The sequence below is a fragment of the Aquamicrobium zhengzhouense genome (assembly GCF_016124105.1).
Taxonomy (GTDB): domain Bacteria; phylum Pseudomonadota; class Alphaproteobacteria; order Rhizobiales; family Rhizobiaceae; genus Aerobium; species Aerobium zhengzhouense.
This window is the reverse complement of the sequence record NZ_JADGMQ010000004.1, coordinates 31,788-52,693: the sequence shown is the minus strand read 5'-3', so window position 1 is coordinate 52,693 and position 20,906 is coordinate 31,788. Positions and strand designations below refer to the sequence as shown.

The 20,906-nt window shown below is 58.9% G+C and carries 18 protein-coding genes; 9 read left to right on the top strand and 9 right to left on the bottom strand.

Features of this window, described 5'->3' with window-relative positions; genetic code table 11:
• Positions 1–199: 199 nt before the first annotated feature.
• Positions 200–787 carry a PilZ domain-containing protein gene (locus tag IOD40_RS08000; RefSeq protein ID WP_198476016.1) on the bottom strand — a complete coding sequence of 196 codons (588 nt, stop codon included), beginning with the start codon at positions 785–787 and terminating at the stop codon, positions 200–202.
• Positions 788–912: 125 nt separating this feature from the next.
• Positions 913–1,554: a PAS domain-containing protein gene (locus IOD40_RS07995; RefSeq protein WP_198476015.1), complete on the bottom strand. Its 642-nt coding sequence runs from the start codon at positions 1,552–1,554 to the stop codon at positions 913–915.
• Positions 1,555–1,981: 427 nt separating this feature from the next.
• On the opposite strand from IOD40_RS07995, the gene IOD40_RS07990 reads away from it, so the two are divergent.
• The 6 genes from IOD40_RS07990 (at position 1,982) to IOD40_RS07965 (ending at position 6,541) form a co-directional block, all read left to right on the top strand.
• On the top strand, positions 1,982–2,725 hold the full coding sequence (locus IOD40_RS07990; protein ID WP_233713899.1) for a rhomboid family intramembrane serine protease: 744 nt from the start codon (positions 1,982–1,984) through the stop codon (positions 2,723–2,725).
• Positions 2,726–2,814: 89 nt separating this feature from the next.
• Positions 2,815–3,246, top strand: a complete 432-nt coding sequence (locus IOD40_RS07985) for a CBS domain-containing protein (protein ID WP_198476014.1) — start codon at positions 2,815–2,817, stop codon at positions 3,244–3,246.
• A gap of 220 nt (positions 3,247–3,466) precedes the next feature.
• On the top strand, positions 3,467–4,966 hold the full coding sequence (gene gatB / locus IOD40_RS07980) for an Asp-tRNA(Asn)/Glu-tRNA(Gln) amidotransferase subunit GatB (protein WP_198476013.1): 1,500 nt from the start codon (positions 3,467–3,469) through the stop codon (positions 4,964–4,966).
• 2 nt (positions 4,967–4,968) lie between these two features.
• Positions 4,969–5,469: a GNAT family N-acetyltransferase gene (locus IOD40_RS07975; RefSeq protein WP_198476012.1), complete on the top strand. Its 501-nt coding sequence runs from the start codon at positions 4,969–4,971 to the stop codon at positions 5,467–5,469.
• Positions 5,470–5,615: 146 nt separating this feature from the next.
• Positions 5,616–6,014, top strand: a complete 399-nt coding sequence (locus IOD40_RS07970) for an NADH:ubiquinone oxidoreductase subunit NDUFA12 (protein WP_198476011.1) — start codon at positions 5,616–5,618, stop codon at positions 6,012–6,014.
• A gap of 92 nt (positions 6,015–6,106) precedes the next feature.
• The gene (locus IOD40_RS07965; protein WP_198476010.1) at positions 6,107–6,541 is read left to right on the top strand and encodes a DUF2155 domain-containing protein; all 435 of its coding nucleotides are present in this window, start codon (positions 6,107–6,109) and stop codon (positions 6,539–6,541) included.
• Between the two features lie 6 nt (positions 6,542–6,547).
• On the opposite strand, the gene aat is transcribed toward IOD40_RS07965, so the two are convergent.
• The 6 genes from aat to IOD40_RS07935 all read right to left on the bottom strand — a co-directional run bounded on the left by aat (position 6,548) and on the right by IOD40_RS07935 (position 11,776).
• Entirely contained in the window at positions 6,548–7,165 is a 618-nt protein-coding gene (aat, locus tag IOD40_RS07960; protein ID WP_198476009.1) for a leucyl/phenylalanyl-tRNA--protein transferase, read from the bottom strand.
• Between the two features lie 18 nt (positions 7,166–7,183).
• Positions 7,184–8,533 (bottom strand): acetyl-CoA carboxylase biotin carboxylase subunit, encoded by a 1,350-nt coding sequence (gene accC, locus IOD40_RS07955; protein WP_198476008.1) that lies wholly within the window; start codon positions 8,531–8,533, stop codon positions 7,184–7,186.
• A gap of 8 nt (positions 8,534–8,541) precedes the next feature.
• Positions 8,542–9,012, bottom strand: coding sequence for an acetyl-CoA carboxylase biotin carboxyl carrier protein (accB, locus tag IOD40_RS07950; protein ID WP_198476007.1), 471 nt, complete (start codon positions 9,010–9,012; stop codon positions 8,542–8,544).
• Positions 9,013–9,048: 36 nt separating this feature from the next.
• Positions 9,049–9,486, bottom strand: a complete 438-nt coding sequence (aroQ, locus tag IOD40_RS07945; RefSeq protein WP_198476006.1) for a type II 3-dehydroquinate dehydratase — start codon at positions 9,484–9,486, stop codon at positions 9,049–9,051.
• A gap of 110 nt (positions 9,487–9,596) precedes the next feature.
• Entirely contained in the window at positions 9,597–10,379 is a 783-nt protein-coding gene (locus IOD40_RS07940; protein ID WP_198476005.1) for a DsbA family protein, read from the bottom strand.
• A gap of 23 nt (positions 10,380–10,402) precedes the next feature.
• Positions 10,403–11,776 (bottom strand): M48 family metalloprotease, encoded by a 1,374-nt coding sequence (locus tag IOD40_RS07935; protein WP_198476004.1) that lies wholly within the window; start codon positions 11,774–11,776, stop codon positions 10,403–10,405.
• A gap of 124 nt (positions 11,777–11,900) precedes the next feature.
• Between IOD40_RS07935 and IOD40_RS07930 the strand changes: the two genes are divergently transcribed.
• Positions 11,901–13,046, top strand: coding sequence for a pyridoxal phosphate-dependent aminotransferase (locus IOD40_RS07930; RefSeq protein ID WP_198476003.1), 1,146 nt, complete (start codon positions 11,901–11,903; stop codon positions 13,044–13,046).
• Between the two features lie 75 nt (positions 13,047–13,121).
• Here the strand turns inward: IOD40_RS07930 and IOD40_RS07925 are convergent, their stop codons facing one another.
• Positions 13,122–16,286, bottom strand: a complete 3,165-nt coding sequence (locus IOD40_RS07925) for an Rne/Rng family ribonuclease (protein WP_198476002.1) — start codon at positions 16,284–16,286, stop codon at positions 13,122–13,124.
• 614 nt (positions 16,287–16,900) lie between these two features.
• Here IOD40_RS07925 and IOD40_RS07920 point away from each other — a divergent pair.
• The gene (locus IOD40_RS07920) at positions 16,901–18,124 is read left to right on the top strand and encodes an N-acetylmuramoyl-L-alanine amidase (RefSeq protein ID WP_198476001.1); all 1,224 of its coding nucleotides are present in this window, start codon (positions 16,901–16,903) and stop codon (positions 18,122–18,124) included.
• 243 nt (positions 18,125–18,367) lie between these two features.
• On the top strand, positions 18,368–20,833 hold the full coding sequence (locus IOD40_RS07915) for a penicillin-binding protein 1A (protein ID WP_198476000.1): 2,466 nt from the start codon (positions 18,368–18,370) through the stop codon (positions 20,831–20,833).
• Positions 20,834–20,906: the final 73 nt, after the last annotated feature.

The following is a 20,906-nucleotide window of genomic DNA, read 5'->3' as shown; positions in this document are numbered from 1 at the left end:
GTGTAGTACAAATTAGATCAAATTGAGCATTTGGCATGGCAATAAACATTAACGATTACAAAGCTGAACGCGAAGGATGTTTTTACATAGCGTAAAGGGCGGATCATTTCAGTTGGTCCGCTTCTTTAGGGTAAATACAAAATTAAAAGGGCCCGCGATGGACGGGCCCTTGAAATGATCGTCAGCAAATTGAGAAGTACTAGAACTCGGCGGTCAGCGCCTCTTCTCGCTGCACGATGGCGAATTCGACTGCTATTCCTTCAGCGAAGTGCCGGACCACGCGGCCCCGCATATTGCCAAGCATGACCTGGAGGCCGATAGCTGGCCGTGCGTTCACCTCGATTGCAGCGCCTGACAGCGATAGGTCGATAATGCGGCACGGGTGCTGGGTCCCGTCGGGAAGCTCCAGCAGGGTGATCGGGTTTCGCGGAGAGATGCGCTCGTGACGGCGATCTTCCGGCAGATCCAGTTCATGGCGATTGGCAAGCCAGGTAAGCTGGGCTGCGAGTTTGTCGCGTTTGCGCTCGGATGCGATGATGGTCATGGCGAAGCCGCCATCAAGCATGCGGGTAACGACGCCCTCGATTCTGCCTAAGTGATCAAGGTATGTGATGACACGCTCCCCAAGTGCGCCGCGTCTGTCCGCGCGCAGGGCAACATCGCCGGGTGACATGTCCAGAACCTGGCAGGGATATTCCGAGCGATCTTCGAGCATATAGCGGCCGTACACCTTCACGCGTACGCGCTGGAATCTGCGTCGTTCGGGTCTGCCGGAGGCGATATTCATCTGCACCGCCGCATTGGAACAGTCATGCCAATTCCTTCATCTCTTGTAAAAGCACAAGAAGATCGTCGGCACATTAGAGGCAGGCAAGTTAAAAAGGGGTAATACTCGGCGGATGATTTGAGAAGCTATCCCTCGCGCCCCCCGTCGATAACCACGAGGTGGCGAACTCTGCGCCCTGGTTTTGACGGTTCGGGCTGGATCGGAAGCATCTGCGCTTCGGCGGGATCGATTGGCGGAACTGATACCGAGGTGCGTGCCGCCAGCAATTCGGGCTCACGATCAGCGTCAATCACACGCAGCGTATCGATTCGGCTTTCAATGATCGGGTCTGCACCCAACCAATAAGGGCGTGCCAGCGGCGTGATCGCACCTAATATGCGTGGGCTGCCCATGCCGCCTTCCAGAGGCAGCAGGATCATTTCAAACTTGTTAATGCGCCCCGACAGGCTTGCGCCTTCCAGGGCGACGGTAACCACCGATTTGTTATGGAACGCTGCGTAGGTGAAGCGCGCAATGACACGCTGATCGCGGTGCCCCCACAGGGATATGAAGGAATATCCCTTCATTTCTCGCCCGTATGTCGCGCATAAACGCGTGCCGGCCAGCCGGAAAACGGCCTCGCCCCGGGAATCATTTTCAAGGATAAATGTATCCGCCAGCAAGGACTTGATGTCCGCCGGTTCGATCTCCGTGCGTCGAGGCGCGGGCCGTTCGCCTCGCAACCTGTTCCAATAATGGAACAACGCGATCGTTCCTTCGTGCTTCATGGACTCCTACCGCCCTGTTCCTCTTGCACTTGTCCCACGGGCGAACAGAAACTTTTTGATTCCCATGAGAGTCATGCCCCTACAAGCAGGAGCCATGCCAGTCCCGTTAACCGTTGTTCACGCGCTTCGGGTCCGGTAGGGTTAACGAATGGTTTACGTTGCCGACGAACACGAGGTATGGGAACCTCTCGATGACCTGAGGGGCGGGTTGGGTGGGGACTCGAATTGAACACTCTGGATGAAGGCCGTCTGGCACTACAGGCCGTTCGGGGATAACCGGACGGCTTTTAATTTTGGTGCAGGTCTGGCAGGGTCGGTGCTGTGCTGGACGGGCGACGCCGGGAAATCTGGTCCAGGCTCTTACATGGTCCTTCATCCGTCATATATGCGCTGAAACATCCCCCTCCCGAGAGCTGAAACAAATCGCATGACCGCTGAGCAACAATTTCCCGCCCCGGCGGCAGAGCAACCGATGGAAGAGGCACGGCCGCAGCGACGCGAGCCGATGCTGAACCTTCCCGGCATCATCGTCGCGCTGATTGCCCTATGTGCGCTGATCCATCTAGGACGCACCTATTTCCTTACCAGTGCTGGCGATTTTTGGGTCGTGCTCCATTTCGCTTTCATCCCGTTGCGCTACTCGGGCGGCTACGAACTTGACGTCTATGCCTTTATGGCTCCGGTGACCTATTCGCTGCTCCACGGCAATGCCCCGCACCTTATCGTCAACATGATCTGGCTGGCGGCCTTTGGTTCTCCGTTGGCGAACCGAATTGGCACAGTCCGCTTTATCCTGTTCTGGGTTGCCACGTCCGTTGCTGCGGTGGGTCTGCATTACGTACTTCACGCTGAGGACGTCACTCCGCTGGTCGGTGCTTCGGGAGCGATTTCGGGCATGATGGGAGCGGCAGCGCGCTATCTGTTTCAGGTCGACCGGCGCCTCAGGCGGCCCGCCTTCAGCGGTGCCATAAGGTCGGTCCCGGATGTCTTCCGTTCGCGTTCCGCGCTGACCTTCCTGGGTGTATGGCTTGCCGTCAATTTCCTGATGGCTTTCGGATTTGGTGCGCCTTCGGATGGTGGCAGCGTTGCTTGGGAAGCGCATATCGGTGGCTTTCTGGCGGGCTTCCTGGCCATCCGGTTGTTCGATCGCCGGCCCAGCCGCTTCCGCTAGGCTCAGCTGCTTGAATTCCCACGCGTCTCGGCGCACCATGGTCTCCACACCGGGGCGGGAAGAGGGCTTTGCCAGCGGAGGAGAAACAGATGACCGTGAAATCGATCCTCGATGCGAAGGGCCGTGAAGTCATTACAATAGAGCCCGAAGCCTCCCTGCATGAGGCTGCGCGCCTGCTTGGCTTGCGTCGCATCGGTGCGGCCGTGGTCGTTCGGGCAGACAAGACGATCCTGGGAATTCTCTCCGAGCGCGACATCGTTCGCGTTCTAGGTGAACATGGGGCCGGTGCACTTGAAATGCGGGTTCAGGACGCGATGACCTCCAAGGTCAGCACCTGCCGCGAAGGCAACACCATCAATGAGGTCATGGAGCTAATGACACGTGGCCGTTTCCGCCACCTCCCTGTCGAGAAGGAAGGGCGCCTGGACGGGATTGTGTCAATTGGTGACGTTGTGAAGCGGCGCATCGAGGATGTGGAGCGGGAAGCCGAGCAGATTCGCGAATACATAGCGACGGCATAACGATCTCGCATCCGGCGAGTCGGAACCTCGCAAGCCGGCTCGCGCATCCCGCTCGACTGCTGCGTCATCTGGTGAAACCAGTGGCCGAATGGCCCTGCGACCTTGCAAGCACGGTCCAAAAAGTCTGAAGCGCTTGCATGCGAGCGCGCTTTGATCTAGCGAAACCCTATATTTATGGCGCGCTCGCGCCTCTGGACCCTGCAGCGACGAACGGACTTCCATGACCCTCATCGATACGCGCACACCTGACCCCAAGCGCCTTATTCCCGGTGCCACCGGCGATTGGGAAGTGATCATCGGCATGGAGGTGCATGCCCAGGTCAAATCAGAAGCCAAGCTGTTCTCCGGCGCATCGACCGCATTCGGTGCAGAGCCGAATGCGAATGTCAGCCTGGTGGACGCGGCAATGCCCGGTATGCTTCCCGTGATCAACGAGGAATGCGTCCGGCAGGCAATCCGCACCGGTCTCGGCTTGAAGGCACAGGTCAACCTGAAATCGGTCTTCGATCGGAAGAACTATTTCTACCCGGACCTGCCGCAGGGCTATCAGATCTCCCAGTTCAAGCAGCCGATTGTCGGCGAGGGCACGATCATCGTTTCGGTCGGACCTGACCGCCAGGGCAATTTCGAGGACATCGAGGTTGGCATTGAGCGCCTGCATCTCGAGCAGGACGCGGGCAAGTCGATTCACGACCAGCATCCGACGATGTCCTACGTGGACCTGAACCGCTCCGGCGTGGCGCTGATGGAGATCGTGTCCAAGCCTGACATGCGTTCGGCCGATGAGGCGAAGGCATTTCTGACGAAGCTCCGCACCATAGTGCGCTACCTGGGCACTTGCGACGGCAACATGGACGAAGGCTCGATGCGCGCCGACGTCAACGTCTCCGTGCGCCGTCCAGGAGAGCCATTCGGCACGCGTTGCGAGATTAAGAACGTCAACTCGATTCGTTTCGTGGGCCAGTCCATCGAGTACGAAGCGCGTCGTCAGATTGCGATTCTTGAAGATGGTGGCTCCATCGATCAGGAAACGCGCCTGTTTGATGCTGTGAAGGGCGAAACCCGCTCGATGCGTTCGAAGGAAGAGGCGCACGATTACCGCTACTTCCCGGACCCGGATCTGCTGCCCCTCGAATTTGACCAGGCCTATGTCGACGCGCTGGCTGCGGATCTTCCCGAGTTGCCGGATGACAAGAAGGCTCGTCTCGTTTCGGAGTTGGGGCTGTCTGCCTACGATGCCTCTGTGCTCGTTTCCGAAAAGGCGATCGCTGATTATTTCGAAAAGGCTGCCGCCGGTCGCGATGGCAAGGCTGTGGCGAATTGGGTCATCAACGACCTGCTCGGCGCGCTGAACAAGTCCGGTAAAGACATTGAAGCGACTCCGGTTTCACCGGATCAGCTCGGTGCGATCATCGACCTCATCAAGGAAGGCACTATTTCGGGCAAGATCGCCAAGGACCTGTTTGAAATTGTCTGGAATGAGGGTGGTGATCCGCGCGAGATCGTCGAAGCCCGCGGCATGAAGCAGGTGACAGACACCGGCGCCATCGAGAAAGCCGTTGATGAGATCATCGCGGCTAATCCCGACAAGGTAGAGCAGGCCAAGGCGAAGCCGACAATGGCAGGCTGGTTCGTCGGGCAGGTCATGAAGGCGACGGGTGGCAAGGCCAACCCGCAGGCTGTGAATGATCTCGTCAAGTCGCGCCTCGGGATCGAGTAACGATGTTCGTACGCACCGTATCAGACCGCGATCTGGATGCGGTGCGACGACTGCTTGCCGAGAGCTTTCATCACACCTACGACGCGATCTATGGATCCGATCGCGTCGATAGTATGCTCGAGTCGAGGCACTCGTCGGAATTGCTACGTCGCCGTCTCGATCTGCCTCAGTCGGAATTTCTTGTCGCCGATGATGGCACCGAGCTTGCAGGCGTCACTTTCGCGAGTACGGCTGACGACGACAAGACCGTTGTACTTGACCTCCTGCATGTCCGAAACTCGCGCCAAGGCGAGGGCGTAGGCACGATGCTGCTTGTGGAGGCGGAGAGTTGCTTTCCGGACGCTGACAAGGTGCGGTTGGAGATCGAGGAAGCGAATACAGCTGCAATCCGCTACTGTCTGGGGCAGGGGTTCGCGAAGGTTGGCGAGGGCCTCGCGAGCGCCGCTCCCGCGTCCGAGATCAAGACGGTGATCTTCGAGCGGCCGATCATCTGGGCCGACTAGATCTTGTGTCGCCGCTGGTGCGGCAATCAGTTCACATGGCTTGAGAATGACGTTGTCAAACAGATCGCTGCGGCTTCTCAACCCTTGTATTTGCACGCGCGGGGGGCCATAAGCGGGGCTACGGCGCTACTTTGCCCGAGGAATCCATGACGACCTTTTTGAAACAGTTCTTCACTTGGTGGAATGGCCAGACGCTTGGAACCCGCTTCCATACGTGGCGTCACGGCACCCGCGTCGGCACTGACGAATTCGGCAACGTCTACTACGAGGGCGGCAAGGATTCGGAGGGGCGTACACGCCGCTGGGTCATCTATAAAGGGTACTCGGAGGCATCTTCGATCCCTCCCGGCTGGCACGGCTGGATGCATCACCGTGTCGACACTCCGCCGGTAAGCGAAAACTACCAGGCGCGTGAGTGGCAGAAGCCGCACCAGCCGAACCTGACTGGAACGCCTGCTGCATACAGGCCGCAGGGCTCGCTCCTGAATGCCGGCGAGCGTCCTCGCGTTACAGGCGATTACGACGCCTGGACACCCGGCTCCTGAGTGCAAAACGAAATTTGTGGCGAGGTTTTCTCGCCACAATCGTCTTGTACGCAGACGCAGTTCCTTTCTGAAGCACCGGATCGTACCGCCGTATGCGCACCCGTAATTCGAAGATAAGTCTGCGTCGTAGTTTCCTGGTTGCTGTAGGGTGCCTCGCACTTGGCACCGCCTCCGCATCCGCCGAGCGGATCAGCAACAAGGTGGCTGAGTTCACCGGCGTCGACAAGATTACGGGCCGGATCATCAGCTTCGATGTCTACATCAACGAGACGGTGCAGTTCGGTGCCCTGCAGGTGACGCCGCGCGTCTGCTATTCATCGCCAGAAACGGAAGAGCCGAAGACGGACACATTCGTCGAGGTGGATGAGATCACCCTTGATCGTAAGATCCGCCGCATCTTCAATGGCTGGATGTTCGCTGAGAGTCCGGGCCTGAACGCCGTCGAGCATCCTGTTTATGACGTCTGGTTGAAGACCTGCAAGCAGGAGTCGGACGTGCCCGCTCCAGAGGCTCCAAAGACCAATTGACGGTACCTAGGGCGCGAAGCTGGCGCGCGCCGATAGCGCCTCCGCCAGCAGCTGCTCGTATCTCTTCCTGGGCACATCGATCGCGCCGAAACGCTTCAGATGCTCTGTGGTGAACTGTGTGTCGAGGAGCGTGTATCCGCGTTCCTTGAGGCGCTCCACCAGGTGGACCAGTGCAATCTTCGAGGCATCTGTCTCGCGAGAGAACATACTCTCACCAAAGAAAACGCGGCCGAGGCTGACGCCATATAGGCCACCAACGAGTAGCCCATCGCGCCAGCACTCGACCGTGTGGCAATAGCCACGCTCGTAGAGGGCCGTGTACGATTCGCGTATCGGTTCGTTGATCCAGGTAGTCTCACGTCCCTCTCTTGCTTCAGCGCAGCCGTTGATAACGCCTTCGAAATCGGTGTTGAACCGAACCTCGAAGGGGTTCTGCCTGATCTTTTTTGCGAGGCTGCGGGGGACGTGGAAACTGTCGAGCGGAATGATCCCGCGCGACTCGGGTCGTACCCAAAATATCTCGGGGTCGTCGGCGCCTTCCGCCATGGGAAAGACGCCTGACGCGTAGGCACGCAACAGGAGGTCGACGGGTATTCGACGTCCTGGTGCGATTGGGCGGCTCATTTTGCCTGCCGTTGACGGTCAGTTGGCCGACGTCTTGGCCAGATGCTTTTCCAGCCAGTGGATGTCGTAGTCACCGTTTGCAATGTCGATGTTGCCGACGAGATCACGGAACAGTGGCAGTGTCGTGTTGATGCCGTCGACCACGAACTCATCCAGGGCACGGCGCAGGCGCATCATGCACTCGACGCGATTGCGACCGTGGACGATCAGCTTGCCGATCAGGCTGTCGTAATAAGGTGGGATTTTATAGCCGCTGTAGACGCCCGAATCGACACGGATACCGAGGCCGCCCGGAGTGTGGAAGTGCGTGATCGTGCCCGGGGAGGGAACGAAGGTGCGTGCGTCTTCCGCATTTATACGGCACTCGATCGCATGACCCTGGAAGCGAATGTCTTCCTGGCGCACAGAAAGGCCACCGCCGGAGGCGACGCGAATCTGCTCGTGGACGAGGTCGATACCCGTGATGGCTTCCGTAATCGGATGTTCGACCTGCAGGCGGGTGTTCATCTCGATGAAATAGAACTCGCCATTCTCGTACAGGAACTCGATCGTCCCGGCGCCCGAATAACCGAGATCTGCCACCGCGTTCGCGCAGATCATGCCTATGCGCTCACGCTCTTCCGCGTTGAGGGCAGGGGAGTTGGCTTCTTCCCATACCTTCTGGTGGCGGCGCTGGAGCGAACAATCGCGCTCGCCAAGGTGAATTGCATTTCCGGCACCGTCGCCGACGATCTGCACTTCGATATGACGTGGCTTTTCGAGGTACTTCTCGATGTACACGGCGTCGTCACCGAAAGCTGCGCCAGCCTCGGAGCGTGCGGTCGCAAGCGCGACCTCAAGGTCTTCCTCTGTGCGCGCGACCTTCATACCGCGGCCACCGCCGCCAGCGGATGCCTTGATAATGACCGGATAGCCGATCTCGGCAGCAATGCGCTTTGCTTCCTTCTCGTCCGTAACTGCTCCTTCAGATCCGGGAACGACCGGGATGCCCAGGCGCTTGGCCGTGCGCTTTGCCTCGATCTTGTCGCCCATCACCCGGATATGGTCGCCCTTCGGACCGATGAAGGTGATGTCATGCGCGGCGAGAATGTCCGAGAACTTGGCGTTCTCCGACAGGAAGCCGTAACCCGGATGGATAGCGTCGGCGCCAGTAATTTCACAGGCGGCGACGATCTGATGGATGTTCAGATAGGAATCGCGCGATGGCGGTGGGCCAATGCAGACGCTTTCGTCGGCCAGGCGCACATGCATCGCGTCGGCATCCGCGGTGGAGTGAACCGCAACGGTCTTGATGCCCAATTCCTTGCAGGCACGCAGGACGCGAAGCGCAATTTCACCGCGATTGGCAATGAGGATTTTCTGGAACATCGACACGCCTATTCGATGACGACGAGCGGCTCGCCGTATTCCACCGGCTGTGCATCTTCGCACAGGATGGCGGTAACGGTGCCCGAACGCGGCGAAGGGATCTGGTTCATCGTCTTCATGGCTTCGATGATAAGGAGGGTCTGACCTTCCTTGACGGTCTGCCCCACGGTGATGAACGGAGCAGCACCTGGTGCCGCGGCAAGGTAGGCCGTGCCAACCATTGGTGACGGAACCGCGTTCTTCGACGGCTCGGCTGCGGTGGGAGCGGTAGGCGCAGGAGCAGCCTGTGGCGCTGGGGCAGCCTGCGCAGGTGCGGCATAAGCCGGTCCGGCATAGGCCTGAACAGCTGCCGGCGTCCGCGACACGCGAATGCGCAGATCGTCTTGCTCGACCTCGATTTCTGTCAGGTTTGTCTCATCCAGGATGCTGGCTAGGTCGCGGATCAGCTGCTGGTCAACGCCGTATTTCTTGGTCGACATCGAGTTGGGTCCCTTAATCGTGTTTCTTGGCGCCGGTCATGACCGGGCTGCGAGCGCGTGAAGCGCCATGATGTAACCATACGGTCCGAAACCGCAGATCATGCCGGTGGCTACCGGAGACACCCACGAATGGTGCCTGAATTGTTCGCGCGCGTGAATGTTGGACAAATGCACCTCAGCGACGGGCAGGGGCTGCACAGCCCGGATCGCGTCGTGGATAGCGATGGAAGTATGACTGTAGGCTCCGGGATTGATGATCAGCCCCTTGGCCTTGGAACCGGCCTCCTGGATCCAGTCAACCAGAACCCCCTCATGGTTTGACTGACGAAAATCAACGTCAAATCCGAGCTTTGTCCCCGCCTCCCGGCAATCCTCGCCAATCTGGTCGAGAGTCTTGCCACCATAAATGCCGGGCTCTCGAATGCCGAGCATGTTCAGGTTGGGGCCATTCAGAACAAAAATGATGTTTGACATGGGTAGACGGTTCCTGCGCGCCGGCATCTATAAAGGGCTTAGTCCGGGAGGCAAAGAGCGCAAGTGCGTTCTTTGCCATGTCCACAGCGCATGGCGCGCATCAAGCAGGGTTAGTTCGTCGCGCGCGCCTGATCAACCTTTTCCGACAGGACTGAGTGTCCAAGTGCGCCAAAAACCACCTCGTCGCCGATGACGTAGGATGGTGTGCCGGTGATGGCGAGGCGATTGGCGAGTTCGTAGGTCTCGTTGAACGCCTGCATGATGGTCGGATTATTCATTTCCTTGCGAAGTGCGTCTTCATCCACGCCTAAGGATACTGCGGCGAGGATCGCTGCGCCTTCGGTCGCGCGTGCGCCGTTTACGAGCAGTCGCTCATGGAACTCGCCATACTTCTCAGGAGCGAGGGCCCGGAACGCCATGGAGACGATGTGAGCCTTCTGAGAATCCGGTCCAAGGATGGGAAATTCCTTTAGGACGAAGCGCAGGTCTGGATCCGACTGGACCATCATCTTCATGTCTTCAAAGGCGCGCTTGCAGAAGCCGCAATTGTAATCGAAGAATTCGACGATGGTGGTTGACCCGTTGGGGTTGCCGATGACACCGTCATACGAGGCGTTGAAGATCAGGTCTGCGGATTGGGCAATTGTCTCCTGCTGCAACTCGGCCTGCATGTCCTCTTGGCGCTGCTCAAGCGCAATCTGCATCTCAGCGAGGATTTCCGGGTTCTGCAGCAGATAGTTCCGAACCACCTGCTCGATCTTCTGGTCTGAACCCGCACCCGCCGCGCTGGCGTTCGCCACGGCACTATAGGTACCAGCATAGTAGCCAGCGCCAATTGCGAGGGCTCCTGCAACCAGGCCAGCAACGGTGAATGAAATGGATTTAGTGCTCATAGCCAATAGCCCGTATGGTGTGCCTAGCGCTTCGGCACTTTGAAATTGATGATGTCCTGTGCTCTGAGCCAGGAAGGAGAGCCTTTGGGTAGCTTCTGTTGCGCGCGCGCAGCGAACAACCTCGCGTCGTTATATTTACCCGAATAGAAGTGACCTTCTGCGGTTGCAAGCTCGGCATCGCCCACATTGCCGAGTTGGGCGTGAGCCTGCGCAAGATAGCGATATCCAGCGGAGAAGTCCTTGGTCCGCGAAAGGCCTGCCTGAAGCTCTCCGACGGCTTTTCGGACGTTTTCCGGTCGGCCCGTTGCAAGGAGCGCCTGGCCATATCCTATCTGGATCAGGCCGGAGCGTGTCTTGTCGAGGCTTTTGGCGCGAGCGAATGCTTGGGCGGCCTCCACGGGCCTGCCAGCCTTCATCAGTATCTCGCCGCGCATTTCATGGAAGTATGGGTTGTTCGGGTTCGCCTTCACGATCGCGTCGATCTTGGAAATGGCTCCGCGCGCGCTCCCGGATGTGAATGTCGCGATGGCATCGGCGTACAGGGCGGGTAGGCTACGCGGATTGTCGCGGAACATGCGCTTTGCGGCTGTGTGGCCCTGGGTATAGGCCGCAATTTTCGCGCGCATCAGGTCATGACGCAATTGCAGGGCAGGAGGATCTTTACGCTCGAAATGCCGGCTCTGGCGCGCCAGCGTTTCAAGCGTTGCGATCCGTTCTTGCGGCGTTGGGTGGCTGATCTGGTACGGATCGACACGGACACCGGCGAGAGACATGGCGCGACCCAGCCGCTCGAAGGTTTTCAGCATGCCCTTTGCCGATTGCCCGGTGCGTTCCAGATATGTGATGGCAGAGCGATCGGCAGTGGCTTCCTCCGTGCGCTGGTAGCTGAGGAGGGTGCGCCGTGCCAATTCGGAGCCACCCATCAAGAGGCCCGTACCGGAGCGACCAAGGCCGTCCGAGCCCGACTGAGCGCCGGCAACCATTGCGCCAGCGCCGAGGATCGTGGAGAGAATGGCCATGGTTTGCGCGCGAGCGAGCTGATCGCGAAGGCGCTGCTGGTGTCCGCCGGCGATGTGGCCTGCTTCGTGAGCCAGAACCCCGATGATCTCATTAGGGCTTTCAGCCATCAACAGAGCACCTGTGTTGATGAATATGCGCCGGCCCGCGACGAATGCGTTGAATGAATTGTCATTGACCAGAATGATCTCGATGCCGGATCTGCTCAGCCCGGCCGCCTCGAGAATCGGCCTCGCATATTCGGCTACCAACGCCTCGATCTCGGCGTCGCGTACAAGCGAGATTCCCCGCTGCGCATGGGCCGGCAAGATGAAGGCCAGCGAAAGAATTGCCAAAAGGAGCTGGCGCGAAGCGCGTGAAAAGGCGGAAATAGCACGCATGGATCTGAAGGCTGCCAAACTGTCGCGGAAATGAAAAGCAGAGACCACAATTTTCATGAACTTGTGAAGTCCACATCTTTCAGGCATTTGTGCGACCATTCCCATCTGGTTACCGAGGTTATACATGGCGGTCGCTATCTCCAGACGCGGCGCGGTTGAGCCGTTTCACGCAATGGACATTCTCGCTGAGGCCAACCGCCTTCGTGCGGAAGGTCATTCAGTGGTCTCGCTGGCGGTTGGTCAGCCTTCTGATCCTGCACCTCTCGCAGTGCGTGAAGCTGCGGCGCTTGCAGTACGCAATGGCAAGATAGGTTATACCGATTCTCTCGGTCTGATGGAGTTGCGCCAGGCAATCTCGCGTCACTACGCTGATGCCTACGGATTGGATGTGCCTGCTGCCCGGGTTGCGGTCACGACCGGATCGTCAGCGGGCTTCAATTTGGCCTTCCTGGCGATGTTCGATCCTGGCGATCGCGTCGCGATCACGACGCCTGGTTATCCTGCGTATCGAAACATCCTTGCCGCGCTTGGGCTTGAGGTCGTCGAAATTCGTCTCACTGAGGAGGGGTACCTCACGGCAGAGATGCTGGAGCGGGCTCATCGTGAAAAGCCATTGAAGGGCGTACTATTCGCCAGCCCGGGCAATCCGACGGGCGCGCTGATCCCAGCAGAAGCGCTGAAGCAACTCGTTGAGGCTGCGCGCGACATGGGAATTTCGGTGATCTCAGACGAGATTTACCACCGCCTGTCCTACACAGGCGGCGATGTCAGCGCGCTTGCGTACGGTGACGACGTGACGGTCATCAACTCATTTTCCAAATATTATTGCATGACCGGCTGGCGGATCGGCTGGATGATACTGCCGGAGGAACTGGTGCGTCCCGTGGAGCGGATCGCGCAGAGCCTTTACATTTCTGCGCCTGAAATGTCTCAAATCGGCGCGGTAAAGGCATTCGGAGGGAGCGCGGAACTCGACATCGTCCGACAGCGCTACATCGAAAACCGCAAACTGCTGGCCGAAGCTCTTCCAAGGCTTGGCTTGCCGCTGGCGGCGCCAATGGACGGGGCGTTCTACGCTTATTGCGATGTCTCGCGTCACACAAATGACAGCATGGACTTCGCAAAGAGGCTGCTTGCCGAGGCGCATGTCGCAGCAACACCGGGCATCGACTTCGATATTAATGAAGGGAACCGCTACCTGCGCTTTTCCTATGCCGGAAGCGGTGAGGACGTTGCAGAGGCGATCAAACGTCTGACGCGCTGGCTCTAGTAGCCGCTTTCAGGTGGCTTATGAAACGAAGAAACCGGCGCATGCGCCGGTTTCTTTATTCATGACATCAAGCTTTTAGAAGAAGCCGCGGCGTTGCCACCAACCCTTGCGAGGTTGTGTCTCTTCGCCCTCGGGTGCCGATGACGTAACCACGGGTTCAGATGCGATTGGTGCCGCTGCAGGCTGATCTGCTGCTGGTTCCGCCGTCGCGTCTGCAGCTGCAGCAGCTTCGACCTCAGTCTCGGTAGCCGGTGACGGTTCTACCTCACCCTTAGGTGTTTCAGCGACCGGCTCTGCCTCAACAATAGCGCTCACCGCTTCCGTCGGAACTGCAGCCACAGCTTCTTCTGCAACAACAGCCTCGGGCGCATCTGCAGCTGCCTCTTCGGTGACCTTCTTGCGGCGCGTGGTCCGGCGCGGCTTCGGCTTTTCAGCAACCACTTCGGAAGGTTCGGCGGGGGCAGCAAGGTCCGCAACGGCCTCGCTTACCTCAGCTGCGGCGGGCTCAACCTTCTTGGTCCGGCGTCGCGTCGTCCGCTTCTTTGGTGCTTCTTCCGCTACAGGAGCAGTCTCCTCGGAAGATGCCGCCTCGGGTGCCGTCTCTTCGGTCGCACCTTCGACAGTTTCCATAGCTGCGACGTCTGCGTCCACTACCGGGGCATCAGTGGCGTTAACGGGTGTCTCCACCTCGAAGGCTGGAGCCGAGGGTTCTTCCAGCTGGACGACTTTGTCAGCAACCTGAGCGTCGTCTTCGCTGGCCGAAGTTTCAGCAGTCGCTTCTCCTGCCTCGGCTGCTTCATCCTCGGTCGAGGCTGCAGCGGCTTCTTCGTCTTCGCGGCGATTGCGGCGTCCGCCACGCTTGCCACGACGGCGCTTCTTTGGCTCGGATCCGTCTTCTGCACCATTTTCGGAGGCCGCAGCGGCTTCCCCTTCGCCATCAGCCGAAGCCTCATCGGAGGCAGCATCATCATTGCTGTCATCAGACGCGTCCGATGCGCCGGATCTTGGCGAATCACCGTTTTCACGATCGCGACCACCGCGACGGCGGCGGCGACGCTTGCGCTTTTGCTGACCACCATTCTCTTCCTGCGCCGGAGCGGCAGCAACCTCAGTGGTGGTTTCTTCCTCGTCCTCTTCCTCGATTTCGAAATCGATGATGTCGTCTTCCGGGTATTCCTCATAGTTGAGGGCCGGCATGATCGGGACGAAGCCCTCGGGGCGTTCGGCGGCAGCGCCCTTCATGATCGCATAGTGCTGCGAGCGAACTGATTCATCCGCTTCGATCGTGATCGAGAGGCCGAAGCGGTTCTCGAGATCTGTAATCGTCGAACGCTTGTGATTCAGGATGTAGAGGGCCGTCGCGGTTGGCGTGCGAACGGTGATGTGGCAGCGCGAATCCTTCAGCAGGAAGTCCTCGATTGCCCGGATAACCATGAGGCCGACCGAAGATTCCGAACGGACATGGCCCGCACCGCCGCAATGCGGGCAGATCTGCATCGTCGACTCAAGGACCGAAGCGCGAATGCGCTGGCGCGACATTTCCAGCAGGCCGAAATGCGAGATGCGACCGACCTGAATGCGGGCACGGTCGTTCTTCAGGCATTCCTTGAGGCGCTTCTCGACCGCACGATTGTTGCGGCTCTCCTCCATGTCGATGAAGTCAATGACGATGAGGCCGGCAAGGTCGCGAAGGCGCAGTTGGCGCGCGACTTCTTCCGCTGCTTCCAGATTGGTCTGAAGCGCGGTGTCTTCGATCGAGTGTTCCTTCGTCGACCGACCGGAGTTAACGTCGATCGCCACGAGGGCTTCGGTCTGGTTAAGGATGATGTAGCCGCCGGACTTCAGGGTCACCTGCGGCTGAACCATCTTGTCCAGCTGTGCCTCGATGCCGTTGCGAGCAAAGATTGGTAAGGTGTCCCGATATGGCTGCACCACCTTTGCGTGGCTCGGCATCAACATGCGCATGAAATCCTTCGCCTCGCGGTAGCCCGCTTCGCCAGCAACCAGGATCTCGTTGATGTCCTTGTTATACAGGTCGCGAACCGACCGCTTGATGAGCGAGCCCTCTTCATAGACGAGGGCAGGCGCGGTGGACTTCAATGTCAGTTCACGGACGTTGTCCCACAGGCGCATCAGATATTCGTAGTCGCGCTTGATCTCGGTCTTGGTGCGGCTTTCGCCAGCGGTACGCAGGATCACGCCCATGCCCTGCGGGACTTCAAGCTCCTTGACGATATCCTTGAGGCGCTTGCGATCCTGGGCATTCGTGATCTTGCGGGAAATTCCGCCACCGCGAGCCGTGTTCGGCATCAAGACGGAATAGCGGCCGGCTAGCGACAGGTAGGTCGTCAGAGCCGCGCCCTTGTTGCCGCGCTCTTCCTTGACGACCTGGACCAAAAGGATCTGGCGGCGCTTGATGACTTCCTGGATCTTGTACTGGCGGCGCGACGGGCGGCGGCGCTCTTCGTGCACTTCCTCGAAAGCGTCTTCCGCACCTACCGAAACGACTTCATCGGCGCCATCGCCATTGTCGTGGCTGTCGTCGTCGTGGCTGTCATCACCCGACTCGTCATCCTGCTGCTGCTCGTCGTCAGACGCAGCAGGCTCATCAGAGGCAGCTTCCGATTCTACTGGCGAAGTATCGACGCTTGGATCTTCGTCGGCCTGAGCGGCTTCGGTTTCAATTGTTTCGGGTGCAGCTTCCGAGATGACATCGGCTTCCGCCGTCTCTGCAATGACCGTTACGCCTGCGTCATTGCTGTCCGCGTCATCGCTGCCGGCATCTTCGCTGGCAGCGGTTTCGTCGTGAGCGCCATCGTCGTCAGAAACGTTCTCGCTTTCGCCATCAGGGTGAGCAGTTTCACCATTGCGATCGCGGCTGCGGCCACGCCGACGGCGGCGATGGCGACCGTTGCGCTCCTCGCCGTCATCTTCATCTTCATCGGCTTCAGCGTCTTCCGCCTCTGCGCGCAGCAGTGCCTGCCGATCAGCAACGGGGATCTGGTAATAGTCCGGGTGGATTTCTGAGAATGCGAGGAAGCCGTGCCGATTGCCTCCATATTCCACGAAGGCGGCCTGAAGTGACGGTTCGACCCGGGTTACACGGGCGAGGTAGATGTTACCCTTAAGCTGCTTTTTATTCTCAGACTCGAAGTCAAATTCTTCGATGCGGTTACCGCGAACAACGACTACCCGCGTCTCCTCCGGGTGGGAGGCATCGATGAGCATTTTGTTGGGCATTATGATTTGTCTCCCCGGCGAGGGCAGACGGACGCAACCGCAGGATCGCGCGGAATGAATGCGCTGTTCTTGCCTGCACGCCGGAATATTGAGGGGTCGCACGCATTCGCAGAAGCCGACCTGCCATACCGACCGCGGCCATTACGGCGCGGTTTCCTTCGGTCCGGGGCAGGGTCTGGCTAACGTTCATTGCGCTACATGCGATACCATTTTTAAACTAAGGTCCGTTTTCAAACGGACCCGCCGATTTTTGCTCGTACAGAGCCGGCTGGGATGCTCCCGGCCGTCTTTCCTCACGCCAGGGGACCCGAACTCGCGGGTGCCGCCTGCAAGAAAATTCCTTGGAAACACCATGTCTGTTTCGCCGTGCCTTTCTCCGCGGGGGCACCGTTGCTGCCAAAGCAATGATACGCGGCAGGCTCGAACGATCACGACATTGCGGTGATCCGATCTTGCTTTTATGATTTGCTGAAGATCATGGCAACCCACATTCGGCAGCGGCATGCCGACGGAAAGTTGGGGACGCAGGTCATATGGTGCTTAAAGTTTTGCTTAACCATAGGCCATTACCACTCATTAACTCGGGCGTTCCGCTTAATATCGTACAGGGTGCCATGCCGCAGGCTGTCTCCATCTCTCGCGTGCTCATGCGGCTGATTGCGGCCATCGTGGCAGTAATCGGTCTTGCTCAGGCTGCCGCAGCATCCGATGCGCTGGTTGCGCACAGCTACAAGATGGCTGGAGATGCCGCGCGCATGCGGTTGGTTGTGCATTTTGACAAGGAGCCAGATCTTCGCTGGTTCCTTTTGCGCGACCCGCACAGGCTGGCGATCGAGATGCCGGAAGCGGAATTCCGGTTTGAGGGCGAAGATCTTTCGCCGCGCAGCATGGTAACTGCGGTGTTTTACGGCAATGCAGGTCCGGGGCACTCGCGGCTGATCCTGTCCTTCGATGGTCCGTTCGCGGTCGAAAAGTTCGAAATCCTCAAGAATGAGACCGAGCCGGGCTTCCGAATGGTCGCTGACATTGGAGCAGCCTCCGAAGAGGCCTTTCAGTCAGCAATGGCGGAGCAGATCGAAATCACCGGTGCCACCGTCGCTGCCAAAAGCGATCGCTTGCATAAGCAGGTGGAACGGCAGACCCGGCCATTCCGCGTTGTGATAGATCCAGGGCATGGCGGCATTGATACGGGTGCCGCTGGCGTTAGCGGAACGGTTGAAAAGACCATCACGCTCGCCTTCTCGCTGGAGCTTAAAAAGAAGCTGGGAGAAGTTGGTGGTCTCGATGTGTTTCTCACCAGAGACCGCGACCTCTTTTTGCGGCTCGATGAACGGGTGAAGATTGCACGTCAGCACGAGGCTGATCTCTTCATTTCGATCCACGCAGATTCCATTCGTCAGAAATCTGTGCGCGGTGCGACGGTCTACACCGTTTCCGACAAGGCCTCCGACCCGGAGGCAGCGGCCAAGGCTATCCGCGAAAACCTCGCAGACGAAATTGCAGGGGTGGTCGTTGAGGAAGAGCATCAGGAGGTAGCTGACATCCTGGCTGATCTGATCCGGCGCGAGACGCAGGGCTTTTCGATCCGCTTTGCTCGTTCGCTTGTTGAAGAGCTTTCGTCGGCGATCTCGATGATCCAGACCAATCCACATCGCTTCGCCGGCTTCCGGGTCCTTCGCGCGCCGGATGTTCCGTCTGTCCTTCTGGAGCTGGGTTATCTCTCCAATGCGCAAGACGAGGCGTTGATGAGGGATCCTGAGTGGCGCGCAAAAGCAGCGAGCGGTATCGCGGCGGCGATCGGGTATTTTGCTCAGGCTCGACAAGGTGCTGGCGGCTGAGCCATTTGCCCCAGCGATTCCTGGCTTTCCGGGCGATTTCTTCGCAGGGGATGCCGCTTTAGAGTGTGTTGCAGCGGAACAACACGGTGCTATCTATTACGGGAATCGCAAAACAGGCCTTTTCTATCGCCGCATTTTGCCCACAAGGGCGGAGCATCAGGGGTCTTTTAAGCGACGCATGATCCGAGCCGTTGGTTCTGGTCATGATGCGAGGGCCCAATTGGTCCTCCAGGTGGAGCGGGTATGATTAGGCTTATTGGATATTTCTTTGGTGTAGGTGTCGCGCTGGCGCTCGCTGTAGCTGCAGCCATTGCGATCTACCTGACCACTGTCACCAAGGATTTGCCCGATTACGAAGTGCTTGCGCGCTACGAACCGCCGGTTACCACCCGCGTTCATGCAGCCGACGGCGATCTGATGGGCGAGTTCGCTCGCGAGCAACGCCTGTTCTTGCCGATCCAAGCGATCCCGGACCGCGTCAAAGCAGCTTTCCTTTCAGCTGAAGACAAGAATTTTTATACCCATCCCGGCATCGACGTGATGGGGTTGATGCGGGCCGTCGTTACCAACGTCCAGAATTTCGGTAGTGGACGCCGCCCGGTGGGCGCTTCGACAATCACCCAGCAGGTAGCGAAGAACTTCCTTCTCGATTCCAGCGTCTCGTATGACCGAAAGGTCCGCGAGATGATTTTGTCGTTCCGTATCGAGCAGGCCTATTCGAAAGACCGGATCCTCGAGCTTTACCTGAACGAGATTTATCTGGGCTTCGTCATCCCTGGTTATGGCGCTTATGGCGTCGCTGCGGCGGCTCTCGTCTACTTCGATAAATCGGTCAACGAACTCACCGTTGCTGAGGCCGCATATCTTGCCGCGCTGCCGAAGGGGCCGACCAACTATCATCCTTACCGACACACAGAGCGAGCGCTCGAGCGCCGCAACTGGGTCATCGATCAGATGGTGGCCAATGGCTACGTAGATGTCGAAGAAGGTGAGAGGCAGAAGGCGCTTCCGCTTGGTGTCAACCCGCGACGTGGTGGAAACTACCTGTTCGCCGGTGAATATTTCACTGAAGAAGTGCGCCGTCAGATCATCGCGCGCTATGGCGAGAACGCACTTTACGAAGGTGGCCTTTCAGTCCGCACGACCATTGATCCGGTCATGCAGCGCCAGGCACGCAAGGCGATGCAGAACGGGCTGATCAAGTACGACACGCTTCGCGGTTATCGTGGGCCAGTTTCTCAGATCGAGCTGGGCAGCGATTGGGGTGTTGAGCTCAGCAAGGTTTCGCGTCTGTCCGATGTTCCCGAATGGAAGCTCGCTGTCGTTCTTGAAGCTTCTCGAGATGGGCTGAAAGTGGGTCTACAGCCCGCTCGCCAGGCATCAGGCGAACTTGTTGCGGAGCGCGAGACCGCAACCGTCGCGGCCGGTGATATGAACTGGGCAATGCGTCTTGCTCGTGATGGACGCATGGTGAAGGTGAATTCGCCTGCGGAAGTCGTCCAGCCCGGCGATGTTGTCTACGTCGAGACGAAGGGCGAGGGGGACGGCTACCGGCTTCGACAGGTCCCGGAGGTCGCCGGTGGTCTGGTCGCCATGGACCCGCATACGGGCCGTGTTCTTGCGATGGTTGGCGGCTTCTCTTTCTCGCAGTCCGAATTCAACCGTGCCACCCAGGCGATGCGCCAGCCAGGCTCGGCCTTCAAGCCGATTCTTTATGCGGCTGCGCTCGACAATGGCTATACGCCGGCATCCGTCGTCATGGACGCACCCATTTCCATCCGCGTTGGTAACCAGGTCTGGGAGCCCAAGAACTACGGCGGTGGTTCTGCTGGTCCATCGACACTGCGCGCCGGTATTGAACGGTCGCGTAACCTCATGACTGTGCGTCTTGCCAACGACATGGGTATGAACCTCGTCGCGGAATATGCCGAACGGTTCGGGGTCTACGACAAGATGCTGCCCGTGTTGGCAATGTCGCTTGGCTCTGGTGAAACCACCGTTATGCGAATGGTCTCTGCCTTTGCCATCATGGCGAATGGCGGCAAGTATATTCAGCCATCGCTGGTCGACCGCATCCAGGACCGTTACGGCAAGACAGTCTTCCGCCATGACCAGCGAGGCTGCGAGGGATGTAACGCTCCGGAGTGGAGCGTGTCTCTTCCAGAGCCTGAGCTGGTAGACAATGCGGAGCAGATCCTTGACCCGATGACCGCGTATCAGATCACGTCGATGATGGAAGGCGTGGTGAGACGCGGTACCGCAACATCGCTTGCCGAACTCGGTCATCCGATTGCCGGCAAGACGGGAACGACGAACGACGAACGTGACGCCTGGTTCATCGGCTATACGCCAGACCTCGTTGTGGGCCTCTATCTCGGTTACGACCGCCCGCGCCCGATGGGCAAGGGGTCGACCGGTAGCGGCTTGGCGGTGCCGATCTTCAAGGAGCTGATGGCCGAAGTTCTCAAGGACAAGCGCCCCGTCAACTTCCGCGTCCCAGACGGCATGACGATGATTTCGGTCGACCGCAAAACCGGAATGCGCTCGGACGGTGAAGGCTCGATCGTCGAGGCATTCAAGCCTGGTACTGGCCCAGCTGACAGCTATTGGGTCATCGGTATGGATGATTTCCAGGCGGCTGAACGGGCCAAGGAACTGTCGCCGGGCGCCAGCGAGGCGATCCTGCAGGGCGGTGGGGGCCTCTACTAAGGGCCAATACGCCCTGGCCATCACACCTTTACACCCGCGGAACAGGCACCTATGTTCCGCGCCGATTCAGCAA